This is a genomic window from Enterobacter cloacae complex sp. SHL012, from assembly GCF_049237505.1.
Classification (GTDB): Bacteria; Pseudomonadota; Gammaproteobacteria; order Enterobacterales; family Enterobacteriaceae; genus Enterobacter; species Enterobacter kobei.
This window is the reverse complement of record NZ_JBMKIZ010000002.1, coordinates 452,295-468,707: the sequence shown is the minus strand read 5'-3', so window position 1 is coordinate 468,707 and position 16,413 is coordinate 452,295. Positions and strand designations below refer to the sequence as shown.

Here is a 16,413-nt window from a genome sequence, read left to right as displayed (position 1 = left end):
CGAAGTGTAACGCATAGGGCTAAATCGTGAAATGCGCAGGTATGTTGACCGCGTCGACTACCGCAGCGGTGAGCTTACGCAGCTGCTCAGCAGTGATGATATACGGCGGCATCAGGTAGATCAGCTTGCCGAAAGGCCGCACCCAGACGCCCTGCTCAACGAAGAAGCGCTGCAGCGCCGCCATATTCACCGGATGCGTGGTTTCAATTACCCCGATGGCGCCCAGCACGCGCACGTCCGCCACAAAATGGGCACCCGAGGCGGCGCTCAGCTCGTCTTTCAGCTGCGCTTCAATCGCCGCGACCTGCGTCTGCCACTCGCCGCTCTCCAGTATGGCGAGGCTTTCACTTGCGACGGCGCAGGCCAGAGGGTTGCCCATAAACGTCGGACCGTGCATAAAGCAGCCCGCGTCGCCGTCGCTGATGGTGTCGGCAACATGACGGGTCGTGAGGGTGGCCGAGAGCGTCATGGTGCCGCCAGTCAGCGCTTTGCCCAGGCATAAAATATCCGGGGCGATACCCGCATGCTCGCAGGCAAACAGCTTCCCGGTGCGGCCAAAGCCGGTGGCGATTTCATCGGCAATCAGCAGAATGCCCTCGCGGTCGCACATCTTGCGAATACGCTTCAGCCATTCCGGATGATACATCCGCATTCCGCCTGCGCCCTGCACAATCGGCTCCAGGATCACGGCGGCGATATCATGACGATGTGCCGCCATGAGTCGCGCGAAGCCAACCATGTCCATCTCGTTCCACTCGCCGTCGAAGCGGCTTTGCGGGGCAGGCGCGAACAGGTTTTCCGGCAGATACCCTTTCCACAGGCTGTGCATGGAGTTATCCGGGTCGCAGACCGACATCGCCCCGAAGGTATCACCATGATAGCCGTTGCGGAACGTGAGGAAGCGCTGGCGCGTTTCGCCTCTGGCGTGCCAGTACTGCAGCGCCATTTTCATCGCCACTTCCACCGCCACGGAGCCGGAATCGGCCAGGAAGACACACTCCAGCGATTCAGGGGTCATTGCCACCAGGCGACGGCACAAATCCACCGCAGGTTGATGGGTGATCCCGCCAAACATGACGTGCGACATCTGGTCAATCTGGGCCTTCATCGCCGTATTCAGGCGCGGGTGGTTATACCCGTGAATGGCCGCCCACCAGGAGGACATCCCGTCCACGAGCTGTTCACCGCTGGCAAGGTGCAGCTCGCAGCCGTGGGCCGAGGCCACCGGATAGACGGGAAGAGGGCGGGTGGTGGAGGTGTAAGGGTGCCAGATATGCTGCTTGTCGAAGGCGAGATCGTCCTGGGTCATAATCGACTTGTAAACCATTTTGAAAAGTTTTAGGTTTACGAGTATAAACCGAACCGAAAATTAACAAAACCCTTTGGAGAAGCCCGATGGCTCACCACGCACGCTGGACGATGTCGCAAGTTACTGAATTATTCAATAAACCTTTCCTTGAGTTGATGTTTGAAGCCCAACAGGTGCATCGTCAGCACTTCGATCCGCGCCATGTTCAGGTCAGCACGCTGCTGTCGATCAAGACCGGCGCCTGTCCTGAAGACTGCAAATATTGCCCACAGAGCGCACGCTATAAAACCGGTCTTGAATCCGAACGCCTGATGGAAGTAGAGCAGGTGCTCGATTCCGCGCGTAAGGCGAAAAACGCCGGTTCGACCCGCTTCTGCATGGGGGCGGCGTGGAAGAACCCGCACGATCGCGATATGCCGTATCTGGAGCAGATGGTGAAAGGGGTGAAGGAGATGGGCCTCGAAGCCTGTATGACGCTCGGAACGCTGAACGAAGAACAGGCGCAGCGCCTCTCGGCGGCAGGACTGGATTACTACAACCATAACCTCGATACCTCGCCGGAGTTTTACGGCAACATCATCACCACGCGCACCTATCAGGAGCGTCTGGATACGCTGGACAAAGTGCGTGACGCGGGGATCAAAGTCTGTTCCGGCGGTATTGTGGGCTTAGGTGAAACGGTGAAAGATCGTGCGGGTCTGCTGCTGCAGCTGGCGAACCTGCCAACGCCGCCGGAAAGCGTCCCGATTAACATGCTGGTGAAGGTCAAAGGCACGCCGCTGGCGGATAACGAGGACGTGGATGCGTTTGATTTTATTCGCACTATCGCGGTGGCGCGCATCATGATGCCGACCTCTTATGTACGCCTTTCTGCGGGCCGTGAGCAGATGAACGAGCAGACCCAGGCAATGTGCTTTATGGCCGGGGCCAACTCCATCTTCTACGGCTGCAAGCTGCTGACCACGCCGAACCCGGAGGAAGACAAAGATGTTCAGCTGTTCCGCAAGCTGGGGCTGAACCCGCATCAGACCGAGGTGCTGACGGGCGATAACGAGCAACAGCAGCAGCTGGAGCAGCAGATTTTCAATGCCGACACCGACCAGTTCTACAACGCGGCAGCAGTATGACCTGGCAGGCACGTATCCAGTCGGCGCTCGACGAGCGTCGGGCGACTGATGCGTTTCGCGTACGCAAGGTGGTCGAAAACGGCGCAGGCCGTTTTCTGACCCGCGACAGTCGGCGTTACCGTAACTTCTCCAGTAACGATTATCTCGGTCTTAGCCAGCATCCGGCTATCGTTCGCGCCTGGCAGCAGGGGGCAGAGCGGTTTGGCGTGGGCAGCGGTGGATCGGGGCACGTTAGCGGCTACACCCCGGCACATCAGGCGCTGGAGGAGGCGCTTGCCGACTGGCTGGGCTACCCGCGCGCGCTGTTGTTTATCTCGGGTTTTGCCGCCAATCAGGCGGTGATTACCGCCCTGATGGGGAAGGACGACCGCATTGTCGCCGACCGCTTAAGCCATGCCTCGCTGCTGGAAGCGGCAAGTTTGAGTCCGGCTCAGCTGCGCCGCTTTGCCCATAACGATGCGGGGCAACTCGCTGCGCTGCTGGATAAACCGTGCGAGGGGCAACAACTGGTGGTCACGGAAGGGGTATTCAGCATGGACGGCGACAGCGCACCGCTTGCCGTACTGCACGAGGCTGCCAGACAGCAACATGCCTGGCTGCTGGTCGACGATGCCCACGGTATAGGCGTGACGGGTGATGAAGGGCGGGGAAGTGTTCACCAGCAAGGCGTCAGGCCGGAGCTGCTGATCGTCACTTTCGGCAAAGGTTTTGGCGTGAGTGGCGCCGCCGTACTGTGCAGCGAGTCCGTTGCAGACTATCTGCTGCAGTTTGCCCGGCACCTGATCTACAGCACCAGCATGCCACCGGCGCAGGCCGTGGCGTTGTCTGCGTCCCTGGCCGTCATTCGTAGCGCAGAAGGGGAGGAACGTCGCCAGCGGCTGGCAGAGCATATCTGCCGCTTCCGTCAGGGACTGGCGGCGCTTCCTTTCCGCAGTACTGATTCACAAAGTGCCATCCAGCCGGTGATCGTAGGGGAAAACGCGCAGGCGCTCTCCCTGGCACAAACGCTGCGCGATCGGGAGATGTGGGTCACGGCCATTCGTCCACCCACCGTTCCGCCGGGCACGGCGCGTCTGCGGCTCACGCTGACGGCGGCGCACGAGACCGAGGATATTGCTGCACTGCTGGAGGCGCTGCATGTTGCCAGTCAATAAGCAGGCCATTGCGGCGGCGTTCGGCCGGGCCGCGCGCAGCTATTCACAGCACGATGAACTGCAGCGCCAGAGCGCACAGGGGCTGATGACGTTGCTCGGCGAGAGGCGCTTTACCCAGGTGCTTGACGCCGGGTGCGGCCCCGGCGGGAATAGCCGACTCTGGCGCGAGGCGGGAAGTCACGTGACGGCCATCGACCTGTCTCCCGCTATGCTGGATGAGGCGCGCCAGCAGCAGGCTGCGCATCGTTATCTGGTGGCGGATATCGAGGCGATTCCGCTGGCGGACGCGCAATTCGATCTGGTCTGGAGCCATCTGGCGGTGCAGTGGTGCAGCAGCCTGCCGCAGGCGTTGAGCGAGCTTTATCGCGTCGCCTGCCCGGGCGGCAAGGTGGCGTTTACCACGCTACTGGAAAGCTCGTTACCTGAGCTCAATCAGGCATGGCTGGCGGTGGATGAACAGCCGCACGCCAACCGCTTTTTGTCATATGAGCAGGTTACGCAGGCCCTGGCAGGCTGGCGCTATCGCAGTACGGTGCAGACCATCACTCTCGATTTTACCGATGCTTTAAGCGCGATGCGCTCGCTGAAGGGCATTGGCGCCACGCATCTGCATGCCGGGCGCGAGAAAAAACCGCTGACCCGGGGCCAGCTGCAGCGCCTTGAGCTGGCCTGGCCGCAGCAGCGGGGCCAGTTCCCGCTCTCTTATCAACTTTTTCATGGGATTATTGAACGTGACTGAACGTTATTTTGTCACCGGGACGGATACGGAAGTGGGCAAGACGGTTGCCAGCGCTGCCCTTTTGCAGGCGGCGCGAAAGCTTTGGAAAAACACCGCCGGGTATAAGCCTGTGGCTTCCGGCAGCGAGATGACGGCGGAGGGGTTACGTAACACCGACGCGCTGGCGCTTCAGCGTAACAGCACGCTCGAACTCGCCTATTCAGCGGTGAACCCGTATACCTTTGCCGAGCCGACCTCGCCGCACATTATCAGCGCCGATGAAGGCCGTCCGATTGATTTTACCGTGCTCTCTGCCGGGTTACGAACCCTGGAAAGCCAGGCCGACTGGGTGCTGGTGGAAGGTGCAGGCGGGTGGTTTACGCCGCTCTCTCAGGACCAGACGTTTGCTGACTGGGTGCAGGCCGAGCAACTCCCGGTCATACTCGTTGTCGGCGTCAAGCTCGGCTGTATTAACCACGCCATGTTGACGGCGCAGGCCGTTCAGCAGGCAGGGCTGCGTCTCGCGGGCTGGATAGCCAACGACGTGGTCACGCCGGGCAAGCGACACCATGAGTATCTGACGACCCTCAAACGGGTGCTCCCCGCGCCATTCCTGGGGGAGATCCCCTGGCTTGCGGACGATGCCGAACAGGCCGAAACCGGTCAGTATCTTGACCTCAGCGTCTTGCTTCCAGCGACATCCAGTGGGCAATAAGCTCATCGTTGAGTTCGTTAACGTGGCCCTGTGCCACGTTACGTCCGCGGTAGAGCATGCAAAACCGATCCGCAACCCGGCGGATAAACGACAGCTGCTGTTCTGCCAGCAGCACCGTCATCCCAAGCTCCCGGTTTAGCCGTACCAGCAGTTGTGCAAGCTTATGGGCAAAGCCCTGGCCGGCACCGTGCATAGGTTCATCCAGAATCAACATACGCGGGCGATTGACCAGCGCATTTGCCAGAGCAAGCTGATACTGCGCCTCTGGCGAAAGGGCGTTGCCTCGCGTCTGACGCAGCGCGTAAAGTTCGGGAAAGAGCTCGTACACTTCACTTTTCGCTGCCGGGTCGGATTTATCCATCGCCCGCATGGCAATGTGCAAATTTTCCTCAATCGTCAGCTGAGAAAAAATCCGCCTGTCCTGCGGGACATAGCCAATCCCCGGTCCGGAACGTTGTTCGGCCGTCTGGCTGAGTAAATCACGCGGCGGCGCACCCGCTTCATGCCAGATGATGGTGCCGCTATCCACGGGCACTTTCCCGGCAATGCAATTCATTAGGGTGGTTTTTCCCATCCCTGGCAGGCCAACAACGCCGGTACACATCCCTTGCGGAAAATCTAAATCCACGTTCCATAGCGTATGTTGGCTTCCGTAAAACTGATTCACTGCACGCAGACTCAACATCTTTCTCTCCTTAAAAATGTGTCGGTGACGCTCGGTTTTTGAATGTGCAAAACCCCTGCCAGAAACCGTGAAGTGATTAAAAAAGCGGCTTTTTTAAGAATGTTCCACCACTAAGTGGGGTAAGGAAACCGGGAGTTGCACATCGACGGTGCTGGCGGTGTTGAGTCGTGGTGCAGGGGAAAATGGCGGAAATGTGAGCAAGATCCCATCAGGTGGTTATGAATGACGCAACTGTTTATCGACAAAAAATAGCGATAAAAATTTTTTGTTGCCGTCTCGTGGGAAAATCCGGGAATTTGCCGAGCGGCACTCTGCACGGGCTGGAAGCAGTTATCCACTATTCCTGTGGATAACCATGTGCATTAGAGTTAGAAAACACGCGATAAGCGAGAGAAGACGCGGCTTTCGCCCAAATTGACGCGAAACGCGGCTTTAGAAAATATCGTTTAAAATTTAATTGCTTAGATAAAAGCAATTACCGTAATGAAAGTGTCACGCGCTACCATAAAACTCTCATTACCTGGCTTGACAAATGTTAAAAAAGAAAAAGTTCTGGGGATAACCCACGTTGACTGGTTTTTTATCTCGTCAGAGTCGAAATTTTATCCATTAACGCGCTAATCCTTAAGCCGCTATGCTAAATATCCTGACATGCTACTGGTTTTTCATCCAGTGTTTTTTACTGGCATTCCTGGCAACAAGGAGTAAAATTACTCACCTGCCGCTTATAACGTCATCAGGTCGTCGCCCATGAGTAAACCGTTCAAACTGAATTCTGCTTTCCGTCCATCTGGCGATCAGCCTGAGGCGATCCGTCGTCTGGAAGAGGGGCTGGAAGATGGGCTTGCGCACCAGACGCTGCTGGGGGTAACCGGTTCCGGTAAAACGTTCACCATCGCCAACGTGATCGCGGATCTGCAGCGCCCTACGATGGTGCTTGCCCCCAACAAAACCCTCGCGGCACAGCTTTACGGCGAGATGAAAGAGTTCTTCCCGGAGAACGCCGTTGAGTATTTCGTCTCCTACTACGATTACTACCAGCCGGAAGCCTATGTGCCGAGCTCTGACACCTTCATCGAGAAAGATGCCTCAGTGAACGAACACATCGAGCAGATGCGACTGTCGGCGACCAAGGCGCTGCTGGAGCGTCGCGATGTGGTTGTGGTGGCGTCGGTTTCGGCGATTTACGGCCTGGGCGACCCGGACCTCTATCTGAAGATGATGCTCCACCTGACGCAGGGGATGATCATCGATCAGCGTGCGATTTTGCGCCGACTGGCGGAGTTGCAGTACACCCGTAACGACCAGGCATTTCAGCGCGGAACGTTCCGCGTGCGCGGGGAGGTGATCGACATCTTCCCGGCGGAATCGGACGATATGGCGCTGCGCGTTGAGCTGTTTGATGAAGAGGTTGAACGTTTATCGTTGTTTGACCCGCTAACCGGTCACGTTGAGTCGGTGATCCAGCGTTTTACCATCTACCCTAAAACGCACTACGTGACGCCGCGCGAGCGTATCGTGCAGGCGATGGAAGAGATCAAAGTGGAGCTGGCTGAACGCCGTAAGGTGCTTCTGGCGAACAATAAGCTGCTGGAAGAGCAGCGCCTGAGCCAGCGAACCCAGTTCGATCTGGAGATGATGAACGAGCTCGGCTACTGCTCCGGTATTGAAAACTACTCCCGTTTCCTCTCCGGTCGTGGGCCGGGTGAGCCGCCGCCGACGCTGTTTGACTACCTCCCGGCCGACGGCTTGCTGGTGATAGACGAATCCCACGTCACCATTCCGCAGATTGGCGGGATGTACCGCGGTGACCGCGCGCGTAAAGAGACGCTGGTGGAGTACGGGTTCCGTCTGCCGTCGGCACTGGATAATCGTCCGATGAAGTTTGAAGAGTTTGAGGCGCTGGCGCCACAGACTATTTACGTGTCGGCCACGCCGGGCAACTACGAGCTGGAGAAATCGGGCGATGAGGTGATTGATCAGGTGGTTCGTCCGACCGGGCTGCTGGATCCGATTATCGAAGTGCGTCCGGTGGCGACCCAGGTGGACGATCTGCTCTCTGAGATCCGCAAGCGTGCCGCCATCAACGAGCGTGTGCTGGTGACCACGCTCACCAAGCGTATGGCGGAAGACCTGACGGAGTACCTGGAAGAGCACGGCGAGAAGGTGCGTTATCTGCACTCGGATATCGATACCGTGGAGCGTATGGAGATCATCCGCGATCTGCGTCTGGGTGAGTTTGACGTGCTGGTAGGGATCAACCTGTTGCGAGAGGGGCTGGATATGCCGGAAGTCTCGCTGGTGGCGATTCTGGACGCGGATAAAGAGGGCTTCCTGCGTTCCGAGCGCTCGCTGATCCAGACCATTGGCCGCGCCGCGCGTAACGTCAATGGCAAAGCGATTCTCTACGGCGACAAAATTACCCCGTCGATGGCGAAAGCGATTGGCGAAACGGAACGCCGCCGTGAGAAACAGCAGCGCTATAACGAAGAGCACGGCATTACTCCGCAGGGGCTGAACAAGAAAGTGGTGGATATTCTGGCGCTCGGTCAGAACATTGCGAAGACCAAAGCGAAAGGCCGCGGCAAGGCGCGTTCCGTGGTGGAAGAAGATACCGTCGTACTGACGCCGAAAGCGCTGCAGCAGAAGATCCACGAGCTGGAGGCGCAGATGATGCAGCACGCCCAGAACCTGGAGTTCGAAGAGGCGGCACAGATCCGCGATCAGCTTCATCAGCTGCGGGATTTGTTTATTGCGGCATCGTGAGTTGGTGATGTGTTTTCTCCCTCTCCCTGTGGGAGAGTGCCGGGGTGAGGGCAACAGGCCGCATAAAACGAACCTAACCCAGCGCCTGAATCGCCTTCTCCAGCGCTTCGCGCAGCAGATGGCGGTCGTGGCGGTATTTAATATCGCTGGCCTCCAGCGGCACCTGAATCACCACCCGCTCGCCGATACCGGAGACATCCACCTTAGGCCCAACCACCACGCCGTCGATGATTTTCTTGCCGACGTACTGCTCCATCAGGCTCAGTTTGTCTGCCAGCGACAGGCTTGCCGCCGCCGGGCTCAGCTCACGCCCCAGATTACCGATGTAAACCATCGGAGCAGGGGTGCGACGCAGCGCCTGCGCCAGCTCTTTGACCAGCAGGATCGGCATCAGGCTGGTATAAAAACTGCCCGGGCCAATCAGGATTAAATCCGCTTCGCCAATCGCTTCGACGGCTTCACGCGTCGCCGGTACGCTCGGGTAGGTCATCAGCTCTTTGGGCGGCAGCAGAAGCTGGTCGATATTCACTTCGCCGTACACTTCGTGATCGTCAGCATCAATGGCCATTAAATCCACCGGCTGTTCTGACATCGGGATCAGGAACGCATCCACCTTCAGCAGATTTCGTATCAAATTGATGGCTTCAAGCGGGCGCACGCTCAGGTGATCCAGCGCCTTAAGCATTAAATTTCCAAGGTTATGCCCGGAAAGTTCCCCGTTGCCGCCAAAACGGTACTCAAACATCGCTGATGCGACGCTCGGTTCGGTAATCAGCTGGTTGAGACAGTTGCGCATATCCCCCCAGGCGATGCCGCCTTCGGCACGTCTGATCCGCCCGGTTGAGCCGCCATTATCGGTGGTTGTCACTATCCCTGTCAGCCTTGAGCCCAGTGACGACAAAGAGGACATCACCCGGCCCAGACCGTGGCCTCCGCCAAGAGCGACCACTCGGTCAAGATCCGCAAAAGTGCGATTGCGCATACCAATTCCTTATCACGTTTGATCTGCGTAACACTACCTGAACTACCCCTAAAAGACGATGCCTCATACGAAGCAAAATGACGTATATCAATGCGAAAAGAGGGTTTTTAGGTATTCTGTAGCGAAAATGCACGATTGAGTCGCTATATACATAATTATATAGCGAAAGGTGATGATGGCGAAGTGAGAATTTCCGCGCTACTATCGCCATAACCACGTTTTCGAATTTGAAAACATACACTCTAGCCTTTGTGCCTGTGTCGAAAGATATGGCGCTCTGGCCGTGGCGGATCTGCCACCAGGGTACAGAAAGAAATGACTGTGCCTCCCGTATCTGGAAAGGTGTACATGGCTTCACAACTGACTGATGCTTTCGCGCGTAAGTTTTATTACTTACGTCTGTCGATTACCGATGTGTGCAACTTCCGTTGCACCTACTGCCTGCCCGACGGTTACAAACCGGGCAGCGTCACCAATAACGGCTTTCTCTCCGTGGATGAGGTGCGCCGCGTTACGCGCGCGTTCTCCGGGCTTGGCACCGAAAAGGTCAGGCTGACCGGAGGCGAACCTTCTCTGCGCCGTGATTTCCCCGACATCATTGCCGCCGTGCGTGAAAACGAACATATCCGCCAGATTGCGGTGACCACCAACGGTTACCGGATGGCGCGTGATGTGGCGACCTGGCGCGACGCGGGCTTAACCGCCATCAACGTCAGCGTGGACAGCCTCGATGCCCGCCAGTTTCACGCCATTACCGGCCAGGACAAGTTCCGCCAGGTGATGGACGGCATCGACGCGGCATTTGCGGCCGGGTTCGAGAAAGTCAAAGTCAATACGGTGCTGATGCGTGATGTGAACCATCATCAGCTCGATACCTTCCTGGCGTGGATCAAATCCCGTCCCATCCAGCTGCGTTTTATCGAGCTGATGGAAACCGGTGAGAGCAGTGACCTGTTCCGCCGCCATCACATTTCCGGCATGGTGTTGCGCGACGAGCTGCTCAAACGCGGCTGGATCCACCAGATCCGCCAGCGCAGCGACGGCCCGGCGCAGGTCTTCTGCCACCCGGATTACGAGGGTGAGATTGGCCTTATCATGCCCTATGAGAAAGACTTCTGCGCCAGCTGTAACCGTCTGCGCGTCTCCTCCGTGGGCAAGCTCCATCTCTGCCTGTTCGGCGACGGCGGCGTAGATCTGCGCGATCTGCTGGAAGACGATGCTCAACAGGCCGCGCTTGAAGCGCGCATTTCTGAAGCGCTGACGCACAAAAAACAGACCCACTTCCTGCATCAGGGCAACACCGGCATTACTCAGAACCTGTCTTATATTGGCGGGTGATCAGGCTTAAGAAGGAATCAGAAGATGAGTCAGGTAAGCGCAGAATTTATCCCGACACGCATTGCTATTCTTACCGTTTCCAACCGCCGTGGCGAAGAGGATGATACGTCCGGCCACTGGCTGCGCGAGGCGGCCCATGATGCGGGGCATCACATCGTCGATAAAGCGATTGTGAAAGAGAACCGCTACGCCATTCGCGCGCAGGTTTCGCAGTGGATTGCCAGCGATGAAGTGCAGGTGGTATTGATCACCGGCGGCACCGGTTTTACCGCAGGCGATCAGGCGCCTGAAGCGCTGATCCCGCTGTTTGACCGCGAAGTGGAAGGCTTCGGCGAAGTGTTCCGCATGCTCTCCTTTGAGGAGATTGGTACTTCCACGCTGCAGTCGCGCGCCGTCGCCGGGGTGGCCAACAACACCCTGATTTTCGCCATGCCGGGCTCGACCAAAGCCTGCCGTACCGCATGGGAAAACATCATCGCCCCGCAGCTGGATGCCCGTACCCGTCCGTGTAATTTCCATCCCCATTTAAAGAAATAAGCTATGTCACAACTGACCCACATTAACGCCGCCGGCGAAGCGCATATGGTGGATGTCTCCGCCAAAGCGGAAACGGTGCGCGAGGCGCGCGCGGAAGCGTTCGTTACCATGCAGCCGGAAACGCTGGCGATGATTATCGACGGCAGCCACCACAAGGGTGACGTCTTTGCCACCGCCCGCATCGCCGGTATTCAGGCCGCCAAGCGCACCTGGGACCTCATTCCCCTTTGCCATCCGCTGATGCTTAGCAAGGTGGAAGTGAACCTGCAGGCGCAGCCGGAGCATAATCGGGTGCGCATTGAGTCCCTGTGCCGCTTAACCGGGAAGACCGGCGTTGAGATGGAAGCCCTGACGGCAGCCTCCGTTGCCGCGCTGACCATCTACGACATGTGTAAAGCGGTGCAGAAAGATATGGTGATTGGCCCGGTTCGCCTGCTGGCAAAAAGCGGCGGCAAATCCGGTGATTTCAAGGTGGACAGCCATGATTAAGGTGCTCTTTTTTGCCCAGGTGCGCGAGCTGGTGAATACCGACAGCCTGACGCTGGAGGGCTCTTTTGAAAACGTCGCCGCCCTGCGTGCGCATCTGGCCGCACAGGGCGAACGCTGGGCGCTGGCGCTGGACGAAAGTAAGCTGCTGGCCGCCGTGAACCAGACGCTGGTTGAGTTCAGCCATCCACTAACCGCAGGGGATGAAGTGGCCTTCTTTCCGCCGGTCACAGGGGGGTAAGATGGCTGAGACCCGAATTCTGGTGAGCCCGGCGCGTTTTAACGTGGGGACAGAATATGACTGGCTGGCCGAGCGTGACGAAGACGGCGCGGTCGTGACGTTCACCGGCAAGGTGCGCAACCACAACCTCGGTGACAGCGTGAAGGCACTGACGCTGGAGCACTACCCGGGCATGACGGAGAAATCGCTGGCGGCCATTGTGGAAGAAGCGCGAGGCCGCTGGCCGCTCGGGCGCGTCACGGTGATCCACCGCATCGGCGAGATGTGGCCAGGCGAAGAGATTGTCTTCGTGGGCGTGACCAGCGCGCACCGCGGTAGCGCGTTTGCGGCAGGGGAGTTCATGATGGATTACCTCAAAACTAAAGCGCCGTTCTGGAAGCGGGAAGCGACGCCGGAAGGGGAGCGCTGGGTGGAATCCCGCGATAGCGATAAACAAGCCGCCAGCCGTTGGTAGTCGGTTGACGTGGATGTGTTAATCTTAACGTGTGTGTCTACTTAATCTTAATCAGGAGTGAATCATGGACCGATTTCCGCGTTCCGATTCAATAGTACAGCAGACCCGTAGCGGCCTGCAGACGTATATGGCTCAGGTGTACGGCTGGATGACAGTTGGCCTGCTGCTTACCGCGTTTATCGCGTGGTATGCGGCGAACACGCCTGAACTGATGATGTTTATCTTCTCCAGCAAAATCACCTTCTTTGGGCTGATTATCGCGCAGCTGGCGCTGGTGTTTGTCCTCTCCGGGCTGGTGCAAAAGCTCAGTGCGGGGATGGCGACCACGCTGTTTATGCTCTATTCGGCGCTAACGGGGCTGACGCTTTCCAGTATTTTCATCGTCTACACCTATTCCTCCATTGCCAGCACGTTTGTGGTGACCGGCGGGATGTTCGGCGCGATGAGCCTTTACGGCTACACCACCAAACGTGACCTGAGCGGTTTCGGCAGCATGCTGTTTATGGGGCTGATCGGGATTGTGCTGGCGTCGCTGGTGAACCTGTGGCTGAAGAGTGAAGCGCTGATGTGGGCCGTGACCTACATTGGTGTGGTGGTCTTCGTTGGGCTGACGGCGTATGACACCCAGAAGTTGAAAAACATCGGCGAGCAGATCGACGTGCGCGACAGTTCAAACCTGCGCAAATACTCGATTCTGGGCGCGCTGACGCTCTATCTGGACTTCATCAACCTGTTCCTGATGTTGCTGCGTATTTTCGGCAACCGTCGTTAAGGTTGTTTTGCCGGGTGGCGGCTTCGCCTTACCCGGCCTACGAAACGCGAACCGTAGGTCGGGTAAGGCGAAGCCGCCACCCGACTTATTTACTTCGCTAACATCCTCTCATTCTTCGCCCGTAGTTTCTTCGCCCGACTCTCCAGCACCAGATAACAGACCGTGGCCAGCGCCAGCGGCAGGAAGTAATAGAGCATGCGGTAGGCGAGCAGGGCGGCAATAATCGCTCCCTGAGAAACATGCTCTCCGGCCAGAAGCGCAATGAACACCGCCTCCAGCACCCCAATCCCCGCCGGGATATGCACAATAACCCCGGCGATACTGCTCACCAGCAGCACGCCCAACACGAAGAAGTAATTCACGTCCTCGCCAATCAACAGCCAGATAATTGCTCCCATCGCCATCCAGTTAGCGCTGGATACCGCCATCTGCAGCATGGCAAACTTCCACGACGGCAATACCAGTTTCTGCCCTCTGAGGGTCATATGACGGCGTTTAGCAAACGCGCAGGCCCACAGATAAAAAGCGATAATCAGCAGCAGCACGATGCCGAGAATACGCAGCGTGGCTTCATCGATGTACCAGTGCGCGGGCAGCTGGACCACGCCGATGGTGAAAATCACCCCGCCGAGCAGAATATAGCCCAGCCAGTTAGTGGTGATGCTCAGGGAAAAAATGCGGGTTATAGTCCCGCCCGGCAGCCCGAGACGCGAGTAGAGGCGATAGCGCATGCCAATCCCCCCGACCCAGGTACTCAGCGTCAGGTTGAAGGCGTAGCAAATAAACGACACCAGCATCACCTGGCGTTTAGCCAGCTTGTGGCCGCAGTATGCCCGGCCCAGCAGGTCGTAGCAGCCGTACATCAGGTAGCTCACGATCACCAGCCCTGTCGCGCCCAGCAGCACCATCCGGTTGTAGTTGCGGATAACTTTCCACACCTCCTCCCAGTCAACTTTTTGGGCGTAAACCACCAGCAGCACGGCGACCGCAATAAAGAACAGCCAGGTGAGAATTTTTTTCGCCAGCCGCCAGCGCGGATGTGATTTCGACATCAGGGTTTGCCTCCATCTTCCGCTTCAACGCGGTCCTGGGTTTCCATTTCGGGTTGTACCGGCGGGTCCACCTGCGCCAGCTTCGGCGTATGCGCTGGCAGCCAGCCGACCATCGCCGGGAAATGGCGAAGGAAGTGGAACACCACTACGCTGATGCCCAGGTTCCACCAGGTGCGTTTCGGCACCATAGACTCATCCACGCGCACGCAGTCGTTAACAATCAGGGCCTGCAAATTATCCCGCAGGGTCTGATTAAACTGGCGATCGTGGATGATCAGGTTAGCTTCGAGATTCAGCGATAAGCTCAGCGGATCCAGGTTGCTGGAGCCGACGGTGGCCCAGTGATCGTCCATCAGCGCGACTTTGCCATGTAGCGGCCGACGGCGATATTCGTAGATCTGAACGCCGCCTTTGACCAGATAGTTATACAGCAGCCGCGCGCCAACTTTGACTATCGGCATATCCGGCTCGCCCTGCACAATCAGCTTCACCCGTACGCCGCGCCGGGCCGCATTACGCATGGCATGCAGCAGGCGATAGCCTGGGAAAAAGTAGGCGTTAGCAATGATCACTTCGCGCTTCGCGTTGGCGAGCATCTTCAGGTAATGGCGTTCAATATCGTCCCGGTGCTCGCCGTTATCGCGCCAGACGAAAAGGGCCTGCGCTTCGCCGGGCTTGCGGTTCTCCTCCGGGCGATGGCGGCGTTTCCACCAGCGGCGAACGGCCTCTTTCCCCGGCAGGTTCTCCAGTTCGAATAATACGATGTCCTGTACTACCGGGCCCTCAATGCGAATGGCGTAATCCTGTTTTGCTTCCGGGCCGTAGTCGGACATATGTTCAGCGGAGTAGTTAATGCCGCCGACAAACGCCACCGTCTCATCCACCACCACAATTTTGCGGTGCATCCGCCGGAAAAGGTTGGTACGCATGCCAAACAGGCGCGGGCCGGGATCGTAGTAGCGGAACACCACGCCCGCAGCGGTCAGTTCATTCACGAACCCGTCGCTGAGGTCCGGTGAGCCATAGCCGTCCAGCAGCGCTTCAATTTTGACGCCGCGCCGGGCGGCACGCAGCAGTACGCTGTGTAACTGTTTGCCCACGTCGTCCTCGAACCAGATAAAGGTTTCGAGGATCACTCTCTGCTTAGCGTTATCAATCGCCTTAAAGACGGCCGGGTAATACTCGTCGCCGTTGACCAGCAGCGAGATCCGGTTGCCTTCCTGCCAGGAACATTTCATAAGTGGATCTCCGCGCTGAGCGGGGCATGGTCGGACAGATGTCGCCAGTTAAGTAAGGCCAGCGCCGTCGGGCTGCTGGCATGGGCATTTTTCACGTAGATACGGTCCAGGCGCAGCAGGGGAAAGCGCACCGGGAACGTCCGTGCCGGGCGACCATGGGCCCGGGTAAAAATCTCCTCCAGCCCTGCATTGACCTTCAGAGGATGGTTCGCGCGCTGCCGCCAGTCGTTAAAATCACCGGCCACGACCACGGGTTCACCGTCGGGAAGCGCATTGGTCCAGTCAGCCAGCATCTCTAGCTGCGCCTGACGGTGGGCTTCGCGCAGGCCAAGATGCACGCAACCGACATGAACGGGCACCGTGAGTGCCGGTGGCGCGATGCGGCAGTAAAGCAGCCCGCGCTTTTCGCTCTCACCTACGGAAACGTCCCGGTTCTCATAATGTTCGATAGGAAAACGTGACAGCACCGCGTTCCCGTGATGGCCTTCCGGATAGACCGCGTTGCGCCCGTAGGCGTAATCACTCCACATCGTGTCGGCCAGAAATTCATAGTGCGGCGTATCGGGCCAGTTCTCGAAATGCATGGGATGCACCTCGTGCGCGCCCATCACCTCCTGCAGGCAGACAATGTCCGCGCTGACGGTGCGAACCGCGTCGCGCAGCTCCGGTAAAATGAAGCGGCGATTAAATGCTGTGAAGCCTTTATGAATGTTTATCGTCAGCACTTTAAGCGAGAAATGCTGCATTTTTTGAGTCATAAGCCCCTTCCTGAGTGACTATCCCAATGAAAATAAAGTGTAGTCGGCGTCACAAAAAGATGCGGCGTTACGGAATTTTCC

General features: G+C 57.9%; 17 protein-coding genes and 1 riboswitch. Of the genes, 11 read left to right on the top strand and 6 right to left on the bottom strand.

The features are described 5' to 3' along the window. Positions 1 to 19: 19 nt before the first annotated feature. The gene (gene bioA, locus ACOTY9_RS09860) at positions 20 to 1,309 is read right to left on the bottom strand and encodes an adenosylmethionine--8-amino-7-oxononanoate transaminase (protein ID WP_072093594.1); all 1,290 of its coding nucleotides are present in this window, start codon (positions 1,307 to 1,309) and stop codon (positions 20 to 22) included. A gap of 86 nt (positions 1,310 to 1,395) precedes the next feature. Here bioA and bioB point away from each other — a divergent pair, with 86 nt between their 5' ends. The 4 genes from bioB to bioD are packed head-to-tail and all read left to right on the top strand — an operon-like array spanning position 1,396 to position 5,023. Beyond that, positions 1,396 to 2,436 carry a biotin synthase BioB gene (bioB, locus tag ACOTY9_RS09855; RefSeq protein ID WP_008501133.1) on the top strand — a complete coding sequence of 347 codons (1,041 nt, stop codon included), beginning with the start codon at positions 1,396 to 1,398 and terminating at the stop codon, positions 2,434 to 2,436. Beyond that, on the top strand, positions 2,433 to 3,590 hold the full coding sequence (gene bioF / locus ACOTY9_RS09850; protein ID WP_014883073.1) for an 8-amino-7-oxononanoate synthase: 1,158 nt from the start codon (positions 2,433 to 2,435) through the stop codon (positions 3,588 to 3,590). Before bioB ends, bioF begins: the two co-directional genes overlap by 4 nt. After that, positions 3,574 to 4,329 carry a malonyl-ACP O-methyltransferase BioC gene (gene bioC / locus ACOTY9_RS09845; protein ID WP_032637148.1) on the top strand — a complete coding sequence of 252 codons (756 nt, stop codon included), beginning with the start codon at positions 3,574 to 3,576 and terminating at the stop codon, positions 4,327 to 4,329. The genes bioF and bioC overlap by 17 nt, the downstream gene beginning before the upstream one ends. Continuing rightward, positions 4,322 to 5,023 carry a dethiobiotin synthase gene (gene bioD / locus ACOTY9_RS09840; RefSeq protein ID WP_045134235.1) on the top strand — a complete coding sequence of 234 codons (702 nt, stop codon included), beginning with the start codon at positions 4,322 to 4,324 and terminating at the stop codon, positions 5,021 to 5,023. The genes bioC and bioD overlap by 8 nt, the downstream gene beginning before the upstream one ends. Here bioD and ACOTY9_RS09835 read toward each other — a convergent pair. Then, a complete protein-coding gene (locus ACOTY9_RS09835; protein WP_023332449.1) occupies positions 4,986 to 5,708 on the bottom strand; it encodes an ABC transporter ATP-binding protein in 723 nt (240 codons plus the stop codon). The genes bioD and ACOTY9_RS09835 overlap by 38 nt on opposite strands. Positions 5,709 to 6,458: 750 nt before the next feature. On the opposite strand from ACOTY9_RS09835, the gene uvrB reads away from it, so the two are divergent. Further along, complete coding sequence (gene uvrB, locus ACOTY9_RS09830; RefSeq protein WP_014883077.1) at positions 6,459 to 8,474, top strand: excinuclease ABC subunit UvrB; 2,016 nt, start codon at positions 6,459 to 6,461, stop codon at positions 8,472 to 8,474. 73 nt (positions 8,475 to 8,547) lie between these two features. Here the strand turns inward: uvrB and yvcK are convergent, their stop codons facing one another. After that, positions 8,548 to 9,456, bottom strand: coding sequence for a uridine diphosphate-N-acetylglucosamine-binding protein YvcK (yvcK, locus tag ACOTY9_RS09825; RefSeq protein WP_045281104.1), 909 nt, complete (start codon positions 9,454 to 9,456; stop codon positions 8,548 to 8,550). Between the two features lie 226 nt (positions 9,457 to 9,682). Further along, positions 9,683 to 9,817, top strand: a riboswitch (molybdenum cofactor riboswitch). Here yvcK and moaA point away from each other — a divergent pair. From moaA to ACOTY9_RS09795, 6 genes are all read left to right on the top strand, one after another. Beyond that, positions 9,805 to 10,794, top strand: coding sequence for a GTP 3',8-cyclase MoaA (gene moaA / locus ACOTY9_RS09820; RefSeq protein ID WP_248177374.1), 990 nt, complete (start codon positions 9,805 to 9,807; stop codon positions 10,792 to 10,794). Its footprint overlaps the riboswitch before it by 13 nt. A gap of 24 nt (positions 10,795 to 10,818) precedes the next feature. After that, complete coding sequence (moaB, locus tag ACOTY9_RS09815) at positions 10,819 to 11,331, top strand: molybdenum cofactor biosynthesis protein B (RefSeq protein WP_032637144.1); 513 nt, start codon at positions 10,819 to 10,821, stop codon at positions 11,329 to 11,331. Between the two features lie 3 nt (positions 11,332 to 11,334). After that, positions 11,335 to 11,820 (top strand): cyclic pyranopterin monophosphate synthase MoaC, encoded by a 486-nt coding sequence (gene moaC, locus ACOTY9_RS09810; protein ID WP_014883081.1) that lies wholly within the window; start codon positions 11,335 to 11,337, stop codon positions 11,818 to 11,820. Beyond that, the gene (moaD, locus tag ACOTY9_RS09805) at positions 11,813 to 12,058 is read left to right on the top strand and encodes a molybdopterin synthase sulfur carrier subunit (RefSeq protein WP_014883082.1); all 246 of its coding nucleotides are present in this window, start codon (positions 11,813 to 11,815) and stop codon (positions 12,056 to 12,058) included. The genes moaC and moaD overlap by 8 nt, the downstream gene beginning before the upstream one ends. A 1-nt stretch (position 12,059) precedes the next feature. Next, the gene (moaE, locus tag ACOTY9_RS09800) at positions 12,060 to 12,512 is read left to right on the top strand and encodes a molybdopterin synthase catalytic subunit MoaE (protein WP_014883083.1); all 453 of its coding nucleotides are present in this window, start codon (positions 12,060 to 12,062) and stop codon (positions 12,510 to 12,512) included. A gap of 64 nt (positions 12,513 to 12,576) precedes the next feature. Next, positions 12,577 to 13,284, top strand: coding sequence for a Bax inhibitor-1/YccA family protein (locus ACOTY9_RS09795; RefSeq protein WP_014883084.1), 708 nt, complete (start codon positions 12,577 to 12,579; stop codon positions 13,282 to 13,284). 89 nt (positions 13,285 to 13,373) lie between these two features. On the opposite strand, the gene ACOTY9_RS09790 is transcribed toward ACOTY9_RS09795, so the two are convergent. From ACOTY9_RS09790 to ACOTY9_RS09780, 3 genes are read right to left on the bottom strand one after another with little or no spacing between them, the layout of a single operon-like run. Next, positions 13,374 to 14,336 carry a YbhN family protein gene (locus tag ACOTY9_RS09790; protein WP_348565683.1) on the bottom strand — a complete coding sequence of 321 codons (963 nt, stop codon included), beginning with the start codon at positions 14,334 to 14,336 and terminating at the stop codon, positions 13,374 to 13,376. Next, on the bottom strand, positions 14,336 to 15,574 hold the full coding sequence (gene clsB / locus ACOTY9_RS09785; RefSeq protein WP_014883086.1) for a cardiolipin synthase ClsB: 1,239 nt from the start codon (positions 15,572 to 15,574) through the stop codon (positions 14,336 to 14,338). Before clsB ends, ACOTY9_RS09790 begins: the two co-directional genes overlap by 1 nt. After that, the gene (locus ACOTY9_RS09780; protein WP_180253472.1) at positions 15,571 to 16,332 is read right to left on the bottom strand and encodes an endonuclease/exonuclease/phosphatase family protein; all 762 of its coding nucleotides are present in this window, start codon (positions 16,330 to 16,332) and stop codon (positions 15,571 to 15,573) included. Before ACOTY9_RS09780 ends, clsB begins: the two co-directional genes overlap by 4 nt. Positions 16,333 to 16,413 lie beyond the last annotated feature (81 nt).